The organism is Sphingobium lactosutens (assembly GCF_013393185.1).
In the GTDB taxonomy this organism is placed as follows: domain Bacteria; phylum Pseudomonadota; class Alphaproteobacteria; order Sphingomonadales; family Sphingomonadaceae; genus Sphingobium; species Sphingobium lactosutens_A.
In genome coordinates this window covers 89,469-107,570 of record NZ_QJQX01000029.1, presented here as the reverse complement: position 1 = coordinate 107,570, position 18,102 = coordinate 89,469, and the positions used below count along the sequence as shown (strand labels likewise).

The window sequence follows — 18,102 nt, the reverse complement described above, 5'->3', positions numbered from 1 at the left end:
ACCCATGGGGCGCCGGGCCTTTTGCGAATGTCGGGAAATGCCGGATCAGTCGGCGGCCTTTTCCTGCGCCTTGGTCGGGCCGCCCATGGCGACCGGGGGCTTGGTGTTCATCGCGACCAGATAGTCGGGACCGGCGACGAAGGGGATGGGGTTGATCGCCGCACCGTCGACGCGGACTTCATAATGGAGATGGCTGCCGGTCGAGCGGCCGGTCGACCCCATCAGGCCGATCAGCTGGCCGCGCTTCACATAGGAGTTGGCGGCAATGAGCAGCTTCGACATATGGCCGTAGCGGGTTTCCATGCCACCGCCATGGGTGATCTGGACCAGATTGCCATAGCCGCTGGCCCAGCCGGCGCGGCTGACGACGCCATCGGCGGTCGCATAAATCGGCGTACCAACGGGACCGGGAATGTCGATGCCCTTGTGCATCCGCGCGCCGCCGTTGAACGGGTCGGAGCGGACGCCGAAGTTCGACGTCAGCGACAGCTTGGCCACGGGACGGCCCGACGGGATATAGGCCGATGCCTTGGGCTGGCCGTCAAGGCGCTGGAGGCTGGCGAACAGGTCGGAGAAATCGAGGTCGGTCTTGCCAGCCTGAGCGGCAGCGGCGGGCACCTCGCCATAGGGATCGTCATCGTCGGTCGACGCCTGGGCCGGGGCTGCGGCGCACAGCATGCCAGCGATCCCGATGGCTCCAAAAATTTTCATAAACTTCGACGCAGACCGGAACTTTTGCGATCCGCGCGCATTCACCGACTGAAGAACCGACATGCAAACCCCGACTTGACCACCGGAGGCTTATGCCTTGCGGTGCTTCCCGTGTTTTATGTTTGGCGACCTAAATCGCCCCCGCTGATGCTGCACAGTGCCGATCCCGGATCAGGTTGCAAGCGGCGTGTAAAATTCTTCGGTCAAACCGGCCTGTCGACGCGCCGAGTCGTTGAACGGTGGCTTAACGCTGCCACGAAAATGCTGTTTCACAAGCAGTTGGTAATGATTTGGGGCGTCCAGCCCCAGTCCATTCGTCGCCCAGGCGAACCATTTTGTCCCCGCCGAAACATGACGAATCTCGTCCGCCATGATCCGCCGCAGCATCCGTCCGGAGACCATGTCGCCCGCCCCCTCGAAGCGTTCGACGGTCGCCGGCGTGATGTCGAGCGCCCGCGCCTCCAGCACCATCGGCACGATGGCGAGCCGGGCCAGCGCGTCGCCCGCCGTCTCCTCCGCCGCCTGCCACAGGCCGTCATGCGCGGGCAGCGCGCCATAATGGCTGCCGGCCTGTCGCAGCCGCCGGTCGAGCAGCGCGAAGTGCATCGCCTCCTCCGCCCCGACCTGCATCCACTGGTCGGTGAATTCGGTCGGAAATTCCGCGCCGAAGCGGCCGATCAGGTCGAAGGCCAGGTCGATGGCGACAAATTCGATATGGGCGAGCGCATGGAGCATCGCGATGCGCGAGCGTTCCGATCCGATCTTGCCCCGCCTGGGCATTCTGCCGGGCGGCAAAAGTTCGGGCGCGGCCGGGCGTGCCGGCCGGTCCGGCATCGCCACGTCGAAACGAGGCGCCAACCGCCCCAGACGCCAGCCGCGCGCCACCGCGCGGGCCGCCATGAGCTTTTCATGAGGATCGGGCGTCAGCAACACATGGGCGCAGGCCGCGCCCACCGTCGTGATATAAATCGGCAAGGTCAAAGCGCTTGTGCAGCCTCCAGCACGTCGGCGGCATGGCCCTTCACCTTGACCTTGGGCCAGACGCGCAGGATCGCGCCATCCGCGCCGACCAGGAAGGTCGCCCGCTCGATGCCCATATATTTGCGGCCATAGAGCGACTTTTCGATCCAGGTACCGAACGCCTCGCACGCCGCACCCGGTTCATCGGAAGCCAGGATAACGGTCAGGCCATATTTCTCGGCAAACTTCTTCAGCTTGGCTGGCTTGTCCTTGGAAATGCCGACCACCGGCACGCCGGCGGCGGCATATTCGTCGGCCAGCGCGGTGAAATCCTTCGCTTCGTTGGTGCAGCCGGGCGTATCCGCTTTGGGATAGAAATAGACGACCAGCGGCTTGCCGCGATAGGCTTCGAGCGTGAAATCCGTGCCGTCGGCATCCTTGAGCGTCACGGCGGGAATGGTGTCACCCTGCTCCAGCATCTTCATCCTCCTGATAGGGCGCGGCGAGCGCAGCCCAGGCTTCCTGCACGCATTGCCGCGCCTTGGCGTAGCTTGCAAGCAGCCCGTCCCAGTCCGCTATCCCGCAGGCGCGCGCGACGAGGGCACGGGTCGCCTCGGGCGGCTCGGTCGATTTGGGCGAAACGAGGCGCGAGACGACCAGATAGCGGGTGATGAGGTCATGCGCCGCGATCAAGCCGGCGGGCAGATGGCCTGCCGCGACCAGTTCGCTCAGCGCCTTGCCCAGATCGGGATCGAAGGCCATGCCATGGCGGAACTGGGTGATATGGATCAGGAATTCCAGATCGACGAGGCCGCCGGGGACGAGTTTGACGTCGAGGTCGCTGGCCGGCGGTTTATGTTTGGCGATGTCGCGGCGCATCTTCACGGCCTGGGCCGCCAGTTCGTCGAAGTCGCGCGGTCGCCGGAGCGTTTCGGCAAGGACGGCGTCAATCGCGCCACGCGCCCGCGCCGAACCGAAGACCGGGCGGGCGCGGGTCAGCGCCAGATGCTCCCAGGTCCAGGCTTCCTCGCGCTGATAGCGGGCGAAACTGTCGAGGCTGACCGCAAGCAGTCCCTGCGCGCCGGACGGGCGCAGCCTTGTGTCGACCTCGTAGAGCGGGCCGGAAGCGGTGTGGACCGACAGCGCGTTGGTGATGCGCTGGCCAAGGCGGTTGAAATATTGGGTCGCCCCCAGCGGCTTCGCGCCATCGGATTCGGTCGCGAAATCGCCAGTGAAGAGATAGACGAGATCGAGGTCGGAGGCATGGGTCAGAACGCCGCCGCCCATGCGCCCCAGCGCCAGGATCAGCAATTCGCCGCCCGGCACCTTGCCATGGGCGGTCTCGAACTCTGTGACGGTGGCGCTGGCGAGCGCCTCGATCGCGGCTTCGGCGACGCGGCCATAGCCCCTGCCCGCCTCCAGCGGATCGCCGCCGCGAATGATCTGCGCGCCGAGTGCGAAACGCCGATCGCCCACGCGCTGCCGCACCCGGTCGAGCAGCGCCTGATAATCCTCGCCCGGTTCGAGCGCGCCGAGCTGTTGCGCCAGCTGGTCGACCGGCGGCGGGGAATCGAAGGCGGAGGCGTCGATCAGCCCGTCTAGCAGTTCGGCCCGGCGGCCCAGCGCATCGGCGAGCGTGGGCGCATGGCTCAATATCTCCGCCAGCAATTCGACCAGCGCGGGACGCGCGGCGAGCAGCTTGAAGAAATTGATCGCGCTCGGCAGGCGCGCGATCATGTCGTCGAGGCGGTTGAGCGCGCGTGATGGATCGGGCGCCTTCGCCAGCGTGCGCATCAGGCCGGGCAGCAGTTCCTCCAGCGCCTCGCGCGACGGCGCGCTGCGTAGCGCCCGGATCGTGCCGGCGCGCCAACGGGTGATGCGGGCCAGCGGCGTGTCGGCATCGGCAAAGCCCAGTTCGATCAATTGCTCCTTCAGCCGGTCCTCGTCATGCGAAAGGGAAGCATCCTCCTTCTCCGGGCTGAGCCTGTCATAGTTGCGCCCGACCCATTCGACATGGGGACGCAGCAGGTCGAGCAGCGCCGCACTGTCGGGAAGCCCATGGAGGCGCGCGATATTGTCCAGGCTGTCGAGGGATTTGGGCAGTTCGTGGGTCTGGCGATCCTCCACCATCTGGAGCCGATGCTCGATGGTGCGGAAGAGGATATAGGCCTCGTCCAGCCGGGCGGCGACGTCGGGTTCGATCACATTGGCGGCGGCAAGCGCGCGCAGCGCCTCACGCGTGTTTCCCGACCGCAGCGACGGGTCGCGACCGCCATGGATCAGCTGGTGGACCTGGGCGAAGAATTCAACCTCGCGAATGCCCCCGCGCCCGCGCTTCAGGTCGTAGCCCGGCCCGAACGCCTGTCCCTGCGCATAATGGTCGCGGATGCGGCGCGATATGTCGACGATCGCGTCGATCGCACCGAAATCGAGGCTGCGACGCCAGACGAACGGGCGGATCTGGCGCATGAAATAGTCGCCCATTTCCCTGTCCCCCGCCGCCGGGCGGGCGCGGATGAAGGCGGCCTGTTCCCAGCCAAGCGCCATCGATTCATAATAGCCGATCGCCGCTTCCACCGGCAGGGCGATGGGCGTGGCCTCGGGCGAGGGCCGCAGGCGCAGGTCGACGCGGAAGACATAGCCGTCGCCATCGCGCGCGGTGAGCAATTCGCTGACCCGCCGGCCGATCCGCACGGCGGCGTCGGCGACATCCTCCCGCTCGCCATGCGGCAGGGTCCGGGGATCGTAGAGCAGGATCGGATCGATGTCGGACGAGTAATTGAGTTCGCGGCTGCCATGCTTGCCCAGCGCCAGCACGACGAAACCCCTGTGCTCGGCGTCGGGATAGCGTTCCTGCATCGCGGCGGCGAGCGCTTCCTCCAGCGCCTGGTCGGCGAAATCGGACAGGGTGCGGGTGACGCGGTCCATGTCCCATGCCCCCGCCAGATCGGCCGCCGCCACCGCCAGCGCGATCGCCCCGCGCCGCCGCCGCAGCGACCGGGCGACGCCATCCTCCGGGCTGCCCGCCGCCTGCGCCACGGCCAGTGCGCCATCGAAATCGCCCGCCGCCAGCCGCTCGGTCACAGCCGGGAAACGATCCAGCGCGCGCGCCAGAAAGGGCGAATGCGCCCGGATGCGCGCCTCGGTTGCCTGCCAGTCCGTCACCATCGTCTCTCCTCGTCCTGCGGCCTATCGCGCCGGGATGCGACGAATGCCAGAAACTTTTGAGCCAGATGGCCGTTTGGGAGGATATGGACATGCAGCCTAAATCTTTTGGCCGATCGGCGCCGGGGCGGGGGAGCGACCGCGCCCGCATCGTCACTGTCGGCCTGCCCACGCCCTATGAGGGCGTCGGTGATGCGCTGCGGTCCACCTACAGGCCGCCACAGGAATCGATCCCCGACGACATGATGGCACTGCTGATGCAACTGGATCGTTTCTAGCTGCCAAGGCTTTGTTTACCGGTTTCTGCGAACTTGACGCGAGAAAATAGTCGCAAAGAGTCCGCCGTCCGATGCTCTATCGTAACTTCGCCATCGCCACGCTGATCGCTGCACCGTTGATTGCTCTGGTCGCGCAGAATTTCGCGCCCAGGTCATCGGTGCCAACCGAGCAACCATCACCGGTCGCAAAAGCCCCGCCGCCGTCGGCACCGGCGACGGCGCCCATCGCCCCTCCCACATCCTTTTCCGCCATCAGCATTCCGTCGAACCCGGAGCAGCCCATGGAGGACGCCAGGCCGACGCTGGCGCCGGGCATGGGCCTGCCGGCTGCCCCCGCGCGGTCCTCGGCCATGGGCCAATCCTATGTGCCCGGCACGGCGCCGGCCGGATCGCCGAACGCGGAACCCTGATCGTCAGATCGCACCCTTGAAAGTATCGCATTGGGCGGGGTCGCCGGTCGACAGCCCCTTGCGGAGCCACGCCATCCGCTCGGCGCTGGTGCCATGGGTGAAGCTTTCGGGCACCGGCCGGCGGCCGGCCGCCTTCTGGAGCGTGTCGTCGCCGATCGCCTCGGCCGCGCGCATGCCCTCCTCCAGATCGCCCGCTTCCATCAGATTGGTGTCGCGCGCCGCCCAGACGCCGGCATAGCAGTCGGCCTGCAACTCCATCTTCACCTGAAGCGCATTGCCGTCCGCCTCCGACGCGCGCTGCTGCGCCTTGCGGATGCGGTCGGCCTCGCCGGTGATGGTCTGGATATGGTGGCCGACCTCATGCGCGATGATATAGCCGATCGGGAAGTCGCCCGGCGCGTTGAAGCGGGTTTCCATTTCGCGGAAGAAATCGGTGTCGAGATAGATGCGCTGGTCGGCGGGGCAATAGAAGGGCCCCATCGCCGATTGCGCCGCGCCGCAGCCCGATTGGCCGTTCTGGCTGTAGAAGACCAGCGTCGGCGGCGGATATTGCTGTCCTTCCGCCTTGAAGATGTCGGCCCAGCGCCGCTCGGTCGATCCCAGCACCTTGAGCGACACGCGCTGCACGTCGGTCAGTTCGTTGGTGGAGGGCCGCTCGCCCTGCACCGGCGCCTGCTGCTGCCCGCCGCCGCCGACCAGGCTGAGCGGGTTGACGCCCATCACGACCATGATGATCAGCACGACGGCGATGCCGCCACAACCGAACCGGCTGCCGATCAGCGGCAACAACATGCCAAGGCCGCCGCCCAGCCCGCCGCCACCGCCGCCACCCCGCCCTTCCTGCACTTCGAAATGGCTGCTTTCCTGTTCGTCGTCGAGCCGCATGACGCCCTCCCTTTCCTTGTCATTGCCTACGCGAATCCATCAAGGCGGGAAACCGTCCGCACAGGCCCAGGTTGCGGCGGATCGTGATTTGTTACGAGACATTAAGTTGGAATGCCGCCGCCAAAGACTATATTGCACTGCGACATGGCCGACATCGAACCCAAGCCCTCCGAGGCGAAACCGCTGCGCCGCGCAAGGACGCCGCTATCCCTCCCCCGCGAGATCGCCTTGCTGCTGCAAGGCGGCGGTGCGCTCGGCTCCTTCCAGCCGGGCGTCTATGAGCGACTCGACGAACTGGGCGTGGACGTCACCTGGGTCGCAGGCATCTCGATCGGTGCGGTCAATGCCGCGATCATCGCAGGCAATCCGCCGCACCGCCGCATCAGCCGGCTCAAGAAATTCTGGTACACCGTGTCGGGTGGGATGCCCAACATGATCCTGCCCGAAATCGACCATATCCGCGAAGCCGCGCATCTGGGCGCTGCGGGCGTGGTCGCGACCTTCGGCGTGCCGGGCATGTTCCGCCCGCGCCTCTGGCCCGCGCCCCTGATGCCCGAAGGCACGCCCGGCGCGATCAGCTTCTATGATAGCGGGCCATTGAAGGACACGCTCGACGCCTGCGTCGACTGGGATTTGCTGAACGACGGCCCCGTCCGCCTGTCGGTGGGCGCGGTGGACGTGGAAACCGGCAATTTTTCTTATTGGGACACGCGTGGCCCCGGCGGCAACACGCGGATCGACGCGCGCCACATCATGGCGTCGGGCGCCCTGCCCCCCGGCCTGCCGCCGATCGAGATCGACGGCCGCTGGTATTGGGACGGCGGCATCGTGTCCAACACGCCGCTCGCCCATGTGCTCAACCATCAGACAGAGGACATGCTGGTCTTCCAGGTCGACCTGTTCCCCGCCGAAGGGCCGATGCCGCGGCAGATGACCGACGTCTATTCGCGGATGAAGGACATTCAGTATAGCAGCCGCACCCGTCAGGTGACGGACCAGTATCTGCGCCTGCGCCGTGAGCATGGCGCGATCGAGGCATTGCTGGCCAAACTGCCTTCCGAATTGCAGGACAGCGCGGAGGCGCAGGCGCTGCGCCAGTGCCTGGATCAGGGATCGGTCAACATCGTCCACCTGATCTACCGGTCGCGCAACTGGGAAAGCGGCGCCAAGGACTTCGAATTTTCCCGCTCGACCATGCTCGATCACTGGGCGCAGGGCCGCGACGCGGTGGAGGAAGTGATGCACAAGGGCGACCTGATCGCCCGCAACATCCTCGACGGCAAGAGTTCCACTTTCGACCTCGACGAACCCGATCATCTCAAGGAGAAAAAGGCATGAGCACCTCCCTCGCCGGCAAGACCGCACTGATCACCGGATCGACCTCGGGCATCGGGCTTGCCTATGCCAAGGCGCTGGCCGGCGAAGGCGCGAATGTCGTGATCAACGGCTTCGGCGATGCAGATGCGATCGAGAAGGAGCGCAAGGGGCTGGAGGCGCTGTCGGGCGCAAAGGCGCTCTATTCGGGCCACGACCTGACCAAGGTCGACCAGATCGAGGCGATGATGAAGGAAGCGGCCGACACGTTCGGCGGCGTCGACATCCTCATCAACAATGCCGGCATGCAGCATGTCGCCCCGGTCGAGGATTTCCCGCTCGACAAATGGGATCTCATCATCGCGCTCAACCTCAACGCCGCCTTCCACACCACGCGGCTCGCCATCCCGCACATGAAGGAAAAGAAGTGGGGGCGGATCATCCAGACCGCATCGGCCCACTCGCTGGTCGCCTCCCCCTTCAAGAGCGCCTATGTCACCGCCAAACATGGTCTTGCCGGCTTCACCAAGACGGTGGCGCTTGAAGTCGCGACCTTCGGCATCACCGCCAACTGCATTTCGCCCGGCTATGTCTGGACCCCGCTGGTCGAAAACCAGATTCCCGACACGATGAAGGCGCGCAACATGACGCGCGAGCAGGTGATGAACGACGTGCTGCTGGCCGGTCAGCCGACCAAGCAGTTCGTCACCGCCGAACAGGTCGCCGCGACCGCCCTCTATCTGTGCAGCGATGCGGCGGCGCAGGTGACGGGCGCGAACCTGTCGATCGACGGGGGCTGGACGGCGCAATAGGCGGCGAAGTGGCTCCCTGTCATTGATATGAACCGGAGGCATATGTTTCCGGTCCATATCGAAGAAGATATGCGCCCGGTCGGACTGGATGTGGGTGCAATTCTTGCTCGTCGGCTGACGACCATAGGTGGACATTCGGCGGTCTGGTTCGCGTGCGAGAATGCGCATTCTGCTTCTGCCGACGGTTTGACGTTCGATACGCATCGACCCTGCGCGGCGCGCCTTTTGTCGGGTGCGATGTCTTGTGTGGGCTATCCTTTTGCGTCGATGCCATTGCGTTGCCGACATGTAAGGAACATGACATAGTCGCCCGGACATCTTCCACAGACGAGGAAAGGTGAACATATGCGCGGCGGGCATGTATTGATCGCAGGTCTCATCCTTGTTGGCGGATGTGGAAGCGGCGAGTCAGGCGGCAACATCAGTTCTTCGAACGAGTCCTCACTCGCGCCTCAGGCGGATAGCCTGACTGCGGCCCCTGCTGTTCAAACGGTCGATCTAAATTGCGGGCAATTCAAACCGCAGTCGGCGCAACGAGGGCAACCAGCCGATGATGTAGGAGGGCTTAGGCAGGGAATGACCGAGGCGCAGGTTCGTGGCGTCCTTTTGTGTAAGAACCCCAGCTATGCGATCAATACAAACAAAAATAATGTTTCGATCCCTACCGGTGGTCAAATGTCTCAGATCAACTTGAATGCCGACACCGGACTCGACAAAGTTAATGTCTGGTTGCTCGGTCCTCCCGGCGGGGAAAAGGTGGTCCACATAGATCGCACCATTGAATATCCAAGCGGCAAGGAGCTTCCGATTGCAAACATCGCACAGGAAGTAACCGGCAAATATGGCACGTTCGACGATACCGGCTATGGTAATCAGCGTTCAGGCTGGATTGTGCGTTCGCGAGATGGCGAGCGGATGGCTAACGGCAATACAAGCTATGGAGAATGCCGCAGCCACAGCCTTCGAACGGACAAGGCCCTTCCGTGCCTACATTCAATCTCTTATGAGGTAGTGCCGAACCAGCAAAACCCGGCTCTTGCATCACGCTTCAATGTCGCCATCACCAGTTTCTCGACGACGAATGATATGATCGTGTTGACAACTGAGCATCAAGCCAAGGCGGTGCGCCGCGCTGAGGAAAATGCAGAGCAGGGAAGTTTGGACCTTTAGTAGTTCCGTTCATTTGATAGCGTCGATGGTTTGCTCGCCTAGCGGAAGCTGCCTGTCCGCTGACCCACCCACCTGCCATATCGTGTCGCACAAATATCTTCCAATGTAGGATTTTCCCTGATCTATCCTTCGCGATGCAATCCGCGCCGTCCACCCCGCTCTTCTCCCGCACGCTGCGACGCAGTCGACACGTATCAGGCGCGTCAGTGACCCATCCGTGTCGCGCGACCGTCGCGTTGGTGACGCATCGCCATGACCATGATGGCGCCTCGGCGGCGCGTACCTGTCGCTTCGCAGGCGCGAATCCGGCGCAATCGGGCAAAATGCGTCGACGACATCGTGAACTTCGCGACTGTGACGCGACTGTCGCGTCCAGCCACGTCAATCCCCCTTCCCGCCGCAGCCTCTCTCGGCTAGCCAGACGTCCGTAAAACAAGGGGAATGACATGCGCTTCACCACCAGCCTCGCCGTTCTGGCGCTGGTCCTGTCCGCCACCGCCGCCCAGGCCCAGGACGACGGCAAAAAGAAGGATGAAGTCGCCGAAAGCGCCGTCCCCGCGCCCAATGTCTCGGTGACGAAGCATAAGGGCGTGTTCGGCGGCAAGGCGATCGGCTACACCGCGACCACCGGCGAAACCTATCTCAAGGACAAGGACGGCAAGCCGCTCGCGGCGATCTACGCCACCTCCTATGTCAAGGATGGCGGCGACAGGAAGCGGCCTATCACCTTCCTCTACAATGGCGGTCCGGGGTCGGGATCGCTCTGGCTGCACATGGGCGCCTTCGGTCCCAAGCGGGTGGTGCTGCCCGATGCCCAGGATGACGGCGCGCCGCCCTATCCGGTCGTGGACAATCCGGAATCCTTGCTCGACGTCACCGACCTCGTCTTCATCGATCCGGTGGGCACCGGATTTTCCCACGCGATCGGCAAGAAGGATCCCAAGGATTATTGGGGCGTGTCGGCCGACGCCAAGTCGATCGCCGAGTATATCCGCCTGTGGCTGAACGAGAATGGCCGCTGGTCCTCGCCCAAATATATCGGCGGCGAAAGCTATGGCACGACCCGTTCGGTGGCGCTGATCAACGAATTGGAGGGCAGCTATAATGATGTCGCGGTCAACGGCATCATCCTGATTTCGACCATCCTCGACTTCGGCGCCACGGCCGAGGTGCAGGGCAATGAAATGCCCTATATCATCAACCTGCCGTCGATGGCGACGACCGCCTGGTATCACAAGAAGATGGGCAGTCCGCCCGCGACCGTGGCCGAAGCGGCGCAGCAGGCCCGCGCCTTCGCCATCGGTCCCTATGCCGCCGCGCTGCTCAAGGGCAACCAGTTATCCGCCGATGAACGCGCCAGCGTGCGCGCCGAACTGGCGCGGCTGACCGGCCTGTCGGAAACCTTCGTGGACCGCGCCGACCTGCGCATTACGCCGGGCCGTTTCTACAAGGAATTGCTGCGGGACCGGGGTGCGACGATCGGTCGCCTCGACACCCGCTATACCGGCAAGGATTATGACGCGGCGGGCGAAGAACCGGACAATGATCCCAGCTTCTACGCGATCGACGGCGCCTATACCGCCGCGATGAACAGCTATGCCCGCGACGACCTCGGCTACAAGACGGATCGCTCCTATGTGACGATCGGCGGGGTCAGCGGATGGGACTGGAAGCTGGACGGCAAGAGCGGCCGGGCGAGCGAAGTCTATGGCAGCGTCGCCCCCTATCTGGGCAAGGCGCTGCGCGAGAATAGCGGCCTCAAGGTCTTTGTCGGCCAAGGCTGGTATGATTTCGCGACGCCCTTCTTCGGCGCGGAATATGCGATGAGCCGGACCGGCTTCGACCCGGCTCGCATCCACTATCATTATTATGATGCCGGCCACATGATGTATGTCCGCCCCGATGACCTGCGCAAGCTGAGCACGGACATCAGGGCGTTCATTTCGGCGCGCTGAAACGCCTGACGGAAGGGGTGGCGGTGATGCCTGCAAGGTGCCGCCGCCGCCCTTCACCTACCCCACTGTGCATACGCAATAGGGGTGAAGACGCCGTACCCAATTGAAATACGCCAAAATGGCAGGCCCCGCTTTTGCCATGCAATGCTACTGTGCCCCTCTTCGTCGATGACGGTCGTTACAGTCCAACGCTCTTCCACAGGGGGGCCTCTCAATGCCGGCAGGAAGAGGGTGCCGTCGCGTCATCAGGCGCGCCGGGAAATATTGTGCGCCGCCATCGCTGCTGGTGGCGCTCGCCATGGTCCAGGCGCAGGCGCAGGCCATCGACGCATCGTCCATCCCCCTTTTCCATGATGGCGGCGTCGTGGCCGAAATGGGGAGCGCGCCATCCCCCGCCCCTTCGCCGATCTTTCCGGTCGCGGACGGCCGGCCGATCGAAAGCGATTTCGACCTTGCGATGCTGTCGCCGACGCTGCCTGATCGGGACGCTCCGGCAATGCCGATCGGGCCGGAGCCGGGCGATCCGCCGGCGCCATCGCCGGAGTCCGCGCAACGCTATCGCTCGCTCGGCAGCCGCATCGGGGCCGCCAAATGGGAGACGCTGGGCCTGTTCGCCTATATCACCGCGACCCAGGCCTATTGGACCGACGACACGACAAGCTTCCACTTCAAGGATGAAGGCTGGTTTGGCCGAAACACGAACAATCTGGGCATCGACAAGCTGACCCACGCCTTCAACGCCTATCTGTTCGCCGAATTTCTGGGCGCGCGGATCGCGCGGAAGACCGGCGACCGGGCGGCCGCGGCCCTGCCTGCGGCGATCCTGTCGACCGGCCTGCAACTTTATGGCGAAATATGGGACGGGCATAAGAGCGACAGCGGCTTTTCCTATCAGGACGTGGTCTTCAACACGGCCGGCGCGGCCTTTTCCGTGCTGCGCCACAATGTGCCGGGGCTGGAAGAGAAGCTGGATTTCCGGCTCATGGTGATGCCCAATTCCCAGGTCTACAGCTTCAAGGGCAAACGCCATTATGAGCAGCAGCACTTCCTGTTCTCGCTGGAATTGGCAGGCTTCCAGAAGCTGAAGACCAGCCCGCTGCGCTTCGTGGAATTGCAGGTCGGCTATCGCGGCAGGAATTTCCTGGCGTCCGACCGGGCTGCCGGCATCCGCCCCCGGCGCGACATCTTCTTCGGCGTCGCGCTGAACATCAAGGAGCTGTTCTTCCGCAACAGCCGGTCGCGCATCGGCCGCGCCATCGGCAGCGGACTGAACTATTTCCAGCTGCCCTATACCGGCGTCTATGATTATTATTGAAGTGGACATGGTCTGAACCGCCCCGCAACAATCCCTCTTTAACGCGCGTCAAATCGCCCTATGCTCCGGCGCAGCAAGGGAGATTCACGCATATGCGCCACGCGCTCACGGCCTTTCTGGCCGCCGTCAGCTTCACGTCCATCGCCGCTGCCCAAAGCCCGACCGGGACACCCCCGGCCGAAACGCCGCCCGCGCCGCCCGCGCAGAGCGAGATCGGGGCAGTGGTCGCCAAGGACATGGACGGGCTGATGACGCTCTACCGCGACCTGCACGCCAATCCCGAATTGTCGCTTCAGGAGGTCAACACCGCCGCCAAGCTCGCGAAGCGGCTGAAGGCGCTGAAGTTCGACGTGAGCGAGAAGGTCGGTGGCACCGGCGTGGTCGCGGTGATGAAGAATGGCGCCGGCCCGGTGCTGCTGATCCGCGCCGACATGGACGGCCTGCCGGTGGTCGAGCAGACGGGGCTGGACTTCGCGTCCAAGGTCCGCACCAAGACGCCCGAAGGCGTCGAGACGGGCGTGATGCACGCCTGCGGCCATGATACGCACATGACCGCCTTCATCGAGACGGCCAAGCTGCTCGCGGCCCGCAAGGATCAGTGGAAAGGCACGCTGGTCATGATCCTCCAGCCCGCCGAGGAAGTGGGCAAGGGCGCGCGCGACATGCTGGAGGATGGACTCTACACCCGTTTCCCGCGCCCGACCCATGCCATCGCCTTCCACGACGCCGCCAATCTGGAGGCAGGCGTGGTCGGCTATACGCCGGGCTATGCGCTGGCCAATGTCGACAGCGTGGACATTGTCGTGAAGGGGCTTGGCGGTCATGGCGCCTATCCGCAGACGACACGCGACCCGATCGTGCTGGGCGCCCGGATCGTGACGTCGCTCCAGACGCTGGTGAGCCGCGAGCAGGATCCGCAGGATCCGGCGGTCGTCACCGTCGGCAGCTTCCAAGGTGGCGCCAAGCATAATATCATCCCCGACGAGGCGAAGCTGCTGCTCACCATCCGCAGCTATTCGGACGAGACGCGCGCCAGGCTGATCGAAGGAATCAAGCGCATCTCGCGCGGCGAGGCGATCGCGGCGGGCGTGCCGGAAGATCGGATGCCGGTGGTGACGGTGAAGGATGAATTCACGCCGTCCACCTATAATCCGCCCGAATTTGCCGAGCAGATGGCGGGCCTGCTCAAGAGCCATTTCCCCGAAGGTCGTGTGGTGAAGACTCCCGCGGTGATGGGGGGCGAGGATTTCGGCCGCTTCTATCGCGCCGACAAGAGCATCAACAGCTTCATCTTCTGGGTCGGCGGCGTGCCGGCGGACAAGCTGGCTGCGGCCAAGGCGGGCCAGACCAGCCTGCCCTCGCTCCACAGCCCCTTCTGGGCGCCTCAGGCCGACAAGGTGATCGCGACCGCGAGCGAGGCGATGACGGTACTGGCGCTGGATATCCTGAAGAAGGATTGAGCGCGCCAGCGCTTAACTTCGCACATTTCCCGTACATTCCGACATTTTCTTACCAATGTTGGAAATTAACGGTCGCCGGCGTATCGGCCGGCGACCATCATAGCGTCCCCTGTGCAAATAGGACAGATCAGGCGCCGAAACCGCCATCGATCGTGTGCAGGGCGCCGGTGATGATGCCCGCTTCGGGTCCGGCGAGATAGGCGGCGAGGCCGGCGATTTCTTCCCCCGTGGCGTGGCGCTTGATCGCCATGAAGCCGTGCATCGTGGTGGCCATCGGCCCGTCTTCCGGGTTCATGTCGGTATTGGTCGGGCCGGGCTGGATGATGTTGACGGTAATGCCGCGCGCACCGAAGTCGCGGGCGAGGCCGCGGGCCATGCCCTGAAGCGCCGATTTGGTGAGGGCATAGGCCGCGCCGCCCTCGAACGGCATGCGGTCGCCATTGACCGATCCGATCACGATGATGCGACCACCGTCGCGCATCTGCCGCGCGGCTTCGACGGCAGCATGGTAGGGCGCGCGGACATTGATGTCGATCATCCGGTCGACCGCATCGGCGTCGAGCGTCAGCGGATCGCCCAGCACCAGCGCGCCGGCATTCACCACCAGGATATCGAGCGGCCCCTGCCCCGCCACCACGTCGATCACCTGCTGGCGGTCGGCAGCGTCGGACTGGATCGCTTCGGCGCCAGTCTCTTTCGCGAGTGCCTGAGCCGCGTCATGCGATCCCGCATAGGTGAAGGCGACCTGCGCGCCATCGCCGGCAAAGCGGCGGACGATGGCGGCGCCGATGCCGCGGCTGCCGCCCAGAACGAGAGTCTTCCTGGAAGTGAAATCGGTCATGTCCGGTGTCCTTGAGATATTTGTAATGATCGCTATATATATCGTCAGCAGATTGGTTCAAGGATTTTTGTAGTGGTCGATAAAGATAAATCGAAAAGCCGTGGCAGGCCGCGGCAATTTGATCGCGATGCCGCGCTCGATCAAGCGCAGGCGCTGTTCCACGCTTATGGCTATGAAGGGGTAGGCGTCGCCGCGCTGGCCGAGGCGATGAGCATCAACCCGCCCAGCCTCTATGCGGCCTTCGGCAGCAAGGCGGAGCTGTTCGAGGAAGTGCTGGGCCGCTACGCCCGCAGCGCCCTGCCGGTCGACGAACTGCTCGCGTCCGGCTGCGATCCGGCAAGGGCGTTGACGCGCCTGCTGCGCGAGGCCGCGACCATCTATGCCGCCGATCCGCAGGCGCCGGGGTGCCTGGTGCTGGAAGGCGCGCGCGGCGCGGACCGGCAGGCGGCGGGCCTGGCCTGCACATGGAAGGCGGCGAGCCGGGAAAGGGTGCGCGACTATCTGCGCCAGGCGCATCCGGGGCAGGCCGATGTCGTCGCCGACTATATGGTCGCGATCATGTCGGGCATGTCCGCCGACGCGCGCGGCGGGATGCCGGTGGCGCGGCTGATCGCCGTGGCCGACATGGCGGGGCTGGCGGTCGAGGCCATGCTGGCGCGAGGCTGAAAGGCGTTATTGCGGCCGATGCCCCTTGCGCCACTTGGTCCAGAGGTGGCGCGCCAGCATCATCGGCGGCATGCGCAGCCAGTGCGAGCGGACATAGAAGCCGAAGACCAGAAGCTTGCGCACCTCCTGCCCCCAGCCATTGCGGGCAAGCAGCCGCGCCCGCACCAGCCGGTCCCAAAGGGTAAGCCGCGCCCCATCGCCATAGATCGCGGCGGCCAGCCGCTGCGCTTGCCGGACATGGAGCAACAGACCGTGCCGGGTCGCACGCGCCTCCAGGGCCGCCGGGTCCACATCGGGCAGCAGACAATAAATGTCCCACAGGTTGCGCAGGCCGCCCTGCAAATCGCCGTCAGCCAGCATATGCGCAGCCGAATGGATGATCCGGTCTTCTGGCGAGAGGATATATAATCCATCGGTTATTTGAACGGCGTCGGCGATCATCGCGGCGGCATCGGGCGTCTGGCGAGCGGTCAGCGGCAGCACGGTATGATGGACGTCGATCATCCGGTCCCGCTCGCGATGGATGAGCGGGGGCAGCTCGTGCATCCACTGGCGATAATAGGCGTCGTCATAGGGATCGGGCTTCACCCATTCCCAGCCCGCCGCCATCATCGCCTTTTCCGCCACCGGCATGGCGTCGCGCGGCACGAGAATGTCGAGATCGCCGATGAAGCGCCCCTGCCCCGCGCGCAGCCCCGCCGCGACATAGGCCGTGCCCTTGAGCAATATGGTCGGCACGCCGGTGCCGCGCAGCGCATCGACGCAGCGATCGGCTTCCCACAGCGCCTGTCGGGCTTCCCGGTCGGCGTCGCGCACGGCATCGGCCAGGATCGGGGTGACGGGCGACGGCACGGCGATGCCCGCCAGACGATGCGCCAGCGTGCCGATCAGCCGTTCGGCGCGCGCCGCCGCGATCAGATGGTTCCAGCCGGTCGCATCCAGCCCCCCGACGCTGGCGGGATCGCGCAGCGTGTCGACCAGCAGGGCGGCGCTCATGCCACTTCTCCCCAGAGCCGGTCGACCATCTCGAACGCCGCCTCGCCCGAGGGGAAGTCGATCGCCCGCGCGGGAACGGACTGCACGAAGCGGGTCAGCGCGGCGAAGCCCGGCTCGCCCAGCGCCACATAATTGGTCGAGGCCTGCGTCAGGCGCATGAAGATTTCACCCTGCCCTACCGCGCGTATATCCGTGTCGGGGCCGAAGCGCGGGAAGAGCAGCAGGGCCGGCTTTCCGCCTTCGTCCATGCGGGCGACGGCGTCGGCGCGCGGCACCATGTGGCGGATATCCCCCTTGGCCGTGGCGCGCAGCATCGGTCCCATGCGCACGTCGCCCACCGCATCCTCGACCACGTCGATCGCGCGATTCTTGAGCGATACGAGGCGGGGGAAGGGCAGGATCGCACCGCTGTCGAGGTCGAGCAGGGCGAATTCGTCGCCCATGAAGCGCCAGCCTCGCTCGCCCAGCAGGGCCGCGAGCGTCGATTTGCCCGACCCGGATTCGCCGGTCATCACCAGCACCCGGCCATCCTTCTCGACGCTCGACGCATGGAGCAGCAGATGCCGCCGCCAGCCGAGCGCCATCTGGAGGTTCATGCCCATTTCGGCGGCAAGCAGCCCGTGCGACAGGCTCATCGGCGCGGCGTCGGCCAGGCCATGGTCGCCGGTGATGAAGATGGACGGCCGCACCCAGCGCCGCGCAAGGCTGGTCGGCTGGAGCCGGACGGTGAAGTCGGCGATCGCGCCCTCCACCTGCGGATAGGCGGCATAGAGGCGGGCGAGCTGGTCGATCGGTCCAGCCCATGCCGATCCGATGCGGAAGGTCGCCGGGCCGATGCGCAGGGTCAGGTCGTGCCTCATGCCGGGCGCACCAGACCGAGCGCCACCAGCGCGTCGAGATGCGCCGCGATTTCCGGCAGCGCCGCCGCGCGCGGGCCAAGGTCGAAGCGCTGCGCGAGCCGGTCATGCAGGTCGGCGGCGCTGACCCGTTCGTCTATGCACATCTGATCGAGGATTTCCGGCACCGGGCTGATCACCATATGGGTCTGGCCCGAACGCGGATGATAGAGGAGAACAAGGTCGTCGAGCAGGCAAGCGTGCGTCGCATCGCGTGCATCGAGACGATAATAGCCCGTTATTCCCACTGCCGGCACTCCTGCTGCTC

18 protein-coding genes are annotated in these 18,102 nt (G+C 65.0%); 8 read left to right on the top strand and 10 right to left on the bottom strand.

The genetic code is table 11. From position 1 onward, the window contains the following. Positions 1-45: 45 nt before the first annotated feature. From DM806_RS03815 to DM806_RS03800, 4 genes are all read right to left on the bottom strand, one after another. The gene (locus DM806_RS03815) at positions 46-774 is read right to left on the bottom strand and encodes a M23 family metallopeptidase (protein ID WP_179041907.1); all 729 of its coding nucleotides are present in this window, start codon (positions 772-774) and stop codon (positions 46-48) included. A 108-nt stretch (positions 775-882) separates the two neighbouring features. After that, positions 883-1,692, bottom strand: coding sequence for a ferritin-like domain-containing protein (locus tag DM806_RS03810; protein WP_179041906.1), 810 nt, complete (start codon positions 1,690-1,692; stop codon positions 883-885). Further along, positions 1,689-2,150 (bottom strand): thioredoxin-dependent thiol peroxidase, encoded by a 462-nt coding sequence (bcp, locus tag DM806_RS03805; protein ID WP_179041905.1) that lies wholly within the window; start codon positions 2,148-2,150, stop codon positions 1,689-1,691. The genes DM806_RS03810 and bcp overlap by 4 nt, the downstream gene beginning before the upstream one ends. Further along, positions 2,134-4,839 (bottom strand): bifunctional [glutamine synthetase] adenylyltransferase/[glutamine synthetase]-adenylyl-L-tyrosine phosphorylase, encoded by a 2,706-nt coding sequence (locus DM806_RS03800; protein WP_179041904.1) that lies wholly within the window; start codon positions 4,837-4,839, stop codon positions 2,134-2,136. The genes bcp and DM806_RS03800 overlap by 17 nt, the downstream gene beginning before the upstream one ends. Positions 4,840-4,928: 89 nt before the next feature. Between DM806_RS03800 and DM806_RS03795 the strand changes: the two genes are divergently transcribed. Then, positions 4,929-5,114, top strand: a complete 186-nt coding sequence (locus DM806_RS03795) for a hypothetical protein (protein WP_256869085.1) — start codon at positions 4,929-4,931, stop codon at positions 5,112-5,114. Between the two features lie 76 nt (positions 5,115-5,190). Here DM806_RS03795 and DM806_RS03790 read toward each other — a convergent pair whose 3' ends face one another. Next, positions 5,191-5,466, bottom strand: coding sequence for a hypothetical protein (locus DM806_RS03790; RefSeq protein ID WP_179041902.1), 276 nt, complete (start codon positions 5,464-5,466; stop codon positions 5,191-5,193). A gap of 61 nt (positions 5,467-5,527) precedes the next feature. After that, the gene (gene ypfJ / locus DM806_RS03785) at positions 5,528-6,409 is read right to left on the bottom strand and encodes a KPN_02809 family neutral zinc metallopeptidase (protein WP_179041901.1); all 882 of its coding nucleotides are present in this window, start codon (positions 6,407-6,409) and stop codon (positions 5,528-5,530) included. A 144-nt stretch (positions 6,410-6,553) separates the two neighbouring features. Between ypfJ and DM806_RS03780 the strand changes: the two genes are divergently transcribed. From DM806_RS03780 to DM806_RS03755, 6 genes are all read left to right on the top strand, one after another. Further along, on the top strand, positions 6,554-7,747 hold the full coding sequence (locus DM806_RS03780) for a DUF3734 domain-containing protein (RefSeq protein ID WP_179041900.1): 1,194 nt from the start codon (positions 6,554-6,556) through the stop codon (positions 7,745-7,747). Next, complete coding sequence (locus tag DM806_RS03775) at positions 7,744-8,535, top strand: 3-hydroxybutyrate dehydrogenase (RefSeq protein WP_179041899.1); 792 nt, start codon at positions 7,744-7,746, stop codon at positions 8,533-8,535. The genes DM806_RS03780 and DM806_RS03775 overlap by 4 nt, the downstream gene beginning before the upstream one ends. Positions 8,536-8,880: 345 nt before the next feature. Next, entirely contained in the window at positions 8,881-9,705 is an 825-nt protein-coding gene (locus tag DM806_RS03770) for a hypothetical protein (RefSeq protein ID WP_179041898.1), read from the top strand. 446 nt (positions 9,706-10,151) lie between these two features. After that, positions 10,152-11,660, top strand: coding sequence for a S10 family peptidase (locus DM806_RS03765; RefSeq protein ID WP_179041897.1), 1,509 nt, complete (start codon positions 10,152-10,154; stop codon positions 11,658-11,660). 214 nt (positions 11,661-11,874) lie between these two features. After that, positions 11,875-12,975, top strand: a complete 1,101-nt coding sequence (locus DM806_RS03760) for a DUF2279 domain-containing protein (RefSeq protein WP_256869084.1) — start codon at positions 11,875-11,877, stop codon at positions 12,973-12,975. A gap of 92 nt (positions 12,976-13,067) precedes the next feature. Continuing rightward, positions 13,068-14,435 carry an amidohydrolase gene (locus DM806_RS03755; RefSeq protein ID WP_179041896.1) on the top strand — a complete coding sequence of 456 codons (1,368 nt, stop codon included), beginning with the start codon at positions 13,068-13,070 and terminating at the stop codon, positions 14,433-14,435. Between the two features lie 127 nt (positions 14,436-14,562). Here DM806_RS03755 and bdcA read toward each other — a convergent pair whose 3' ends face one another. After that, entirely contained in the window at positions 14,563-15,276 is a 714-nt protein-coding gene (gene bdcA, locus DM806_RS03750) for an SDR family oxidoreductase (protein WP_179041895.1), read from the bottom strand. A 72-nt stretch (positions 15,277-15,348) separates the two neighbouring features. On the opposite strand from bdcA, the gene DM806_RS03745 reads away from it, so the two are divergent. Next, positions 15,349-15,942 carry a TetR/AcrR family transcriptional regulator gene (locus DM806_RS03745; protein WP_179041894.1) on the top strand — a complete coding sequence of 198 codons (594 nt, stop codon included), beginning with the start codon at positions 15,349-15,351 and terminating at the stop codon, positions 15,940-15,942. Between the two features lie 6 nt (positions 15,943-15,948). Here the strand turns inward: DM806_RS03745 and DM806_RS03740 are convergent, their stop codons facing one another. Genes DM806_RS03740 through DM806_RS03730 form a run of 3 tightly spaced genes read right to left on the bottom strand, consistent with a single transcriptional unit; the run spans position 15,949 to position 18,082 of the window. Next, positions 15,949-16,938, bottom strand: coding sequence for a nucleotidyltransferase domain-containing protein (locus tag DM806_RS03740; RefSeq protein ID WP_179041893.1), 990 nt, complete (start codon positions 16,936-16,938; stop codon positions 15,949-15,951). Next, positions 16,935-17,798, bottom strand: coding sequence for an HprK-related kinase A (locus DM806_RS03735; protein WP_179041892.1), 864 nt, complete (start codon positions 17,796-17,798; stop codon positions 16,935-16,937). The genes DM806_RS03740 and DM806_RS03735 overlap by 4 nt, the downstream gene beginning before the upstream one ends. Beyond that, positions 17,795-18,082 carry an HPr-rel-A system PqqD family peptide chaperone gene (locus DM806_RS03730; protein WP_179041891.1) on the bottom strand — a complete coding sequence of 96 codons (288 nt, stop codon included), beginning with the start codon at positions 18,080-18,082 and terminating at the stop codon, positions 17,795-17,797. Before DM806_RS03730 ends, DM806_RS03735 begins: the two co-directional genes overlap by 4 nt. Positions 18,083-18,102: the final 20 nt, after the last annotated feature.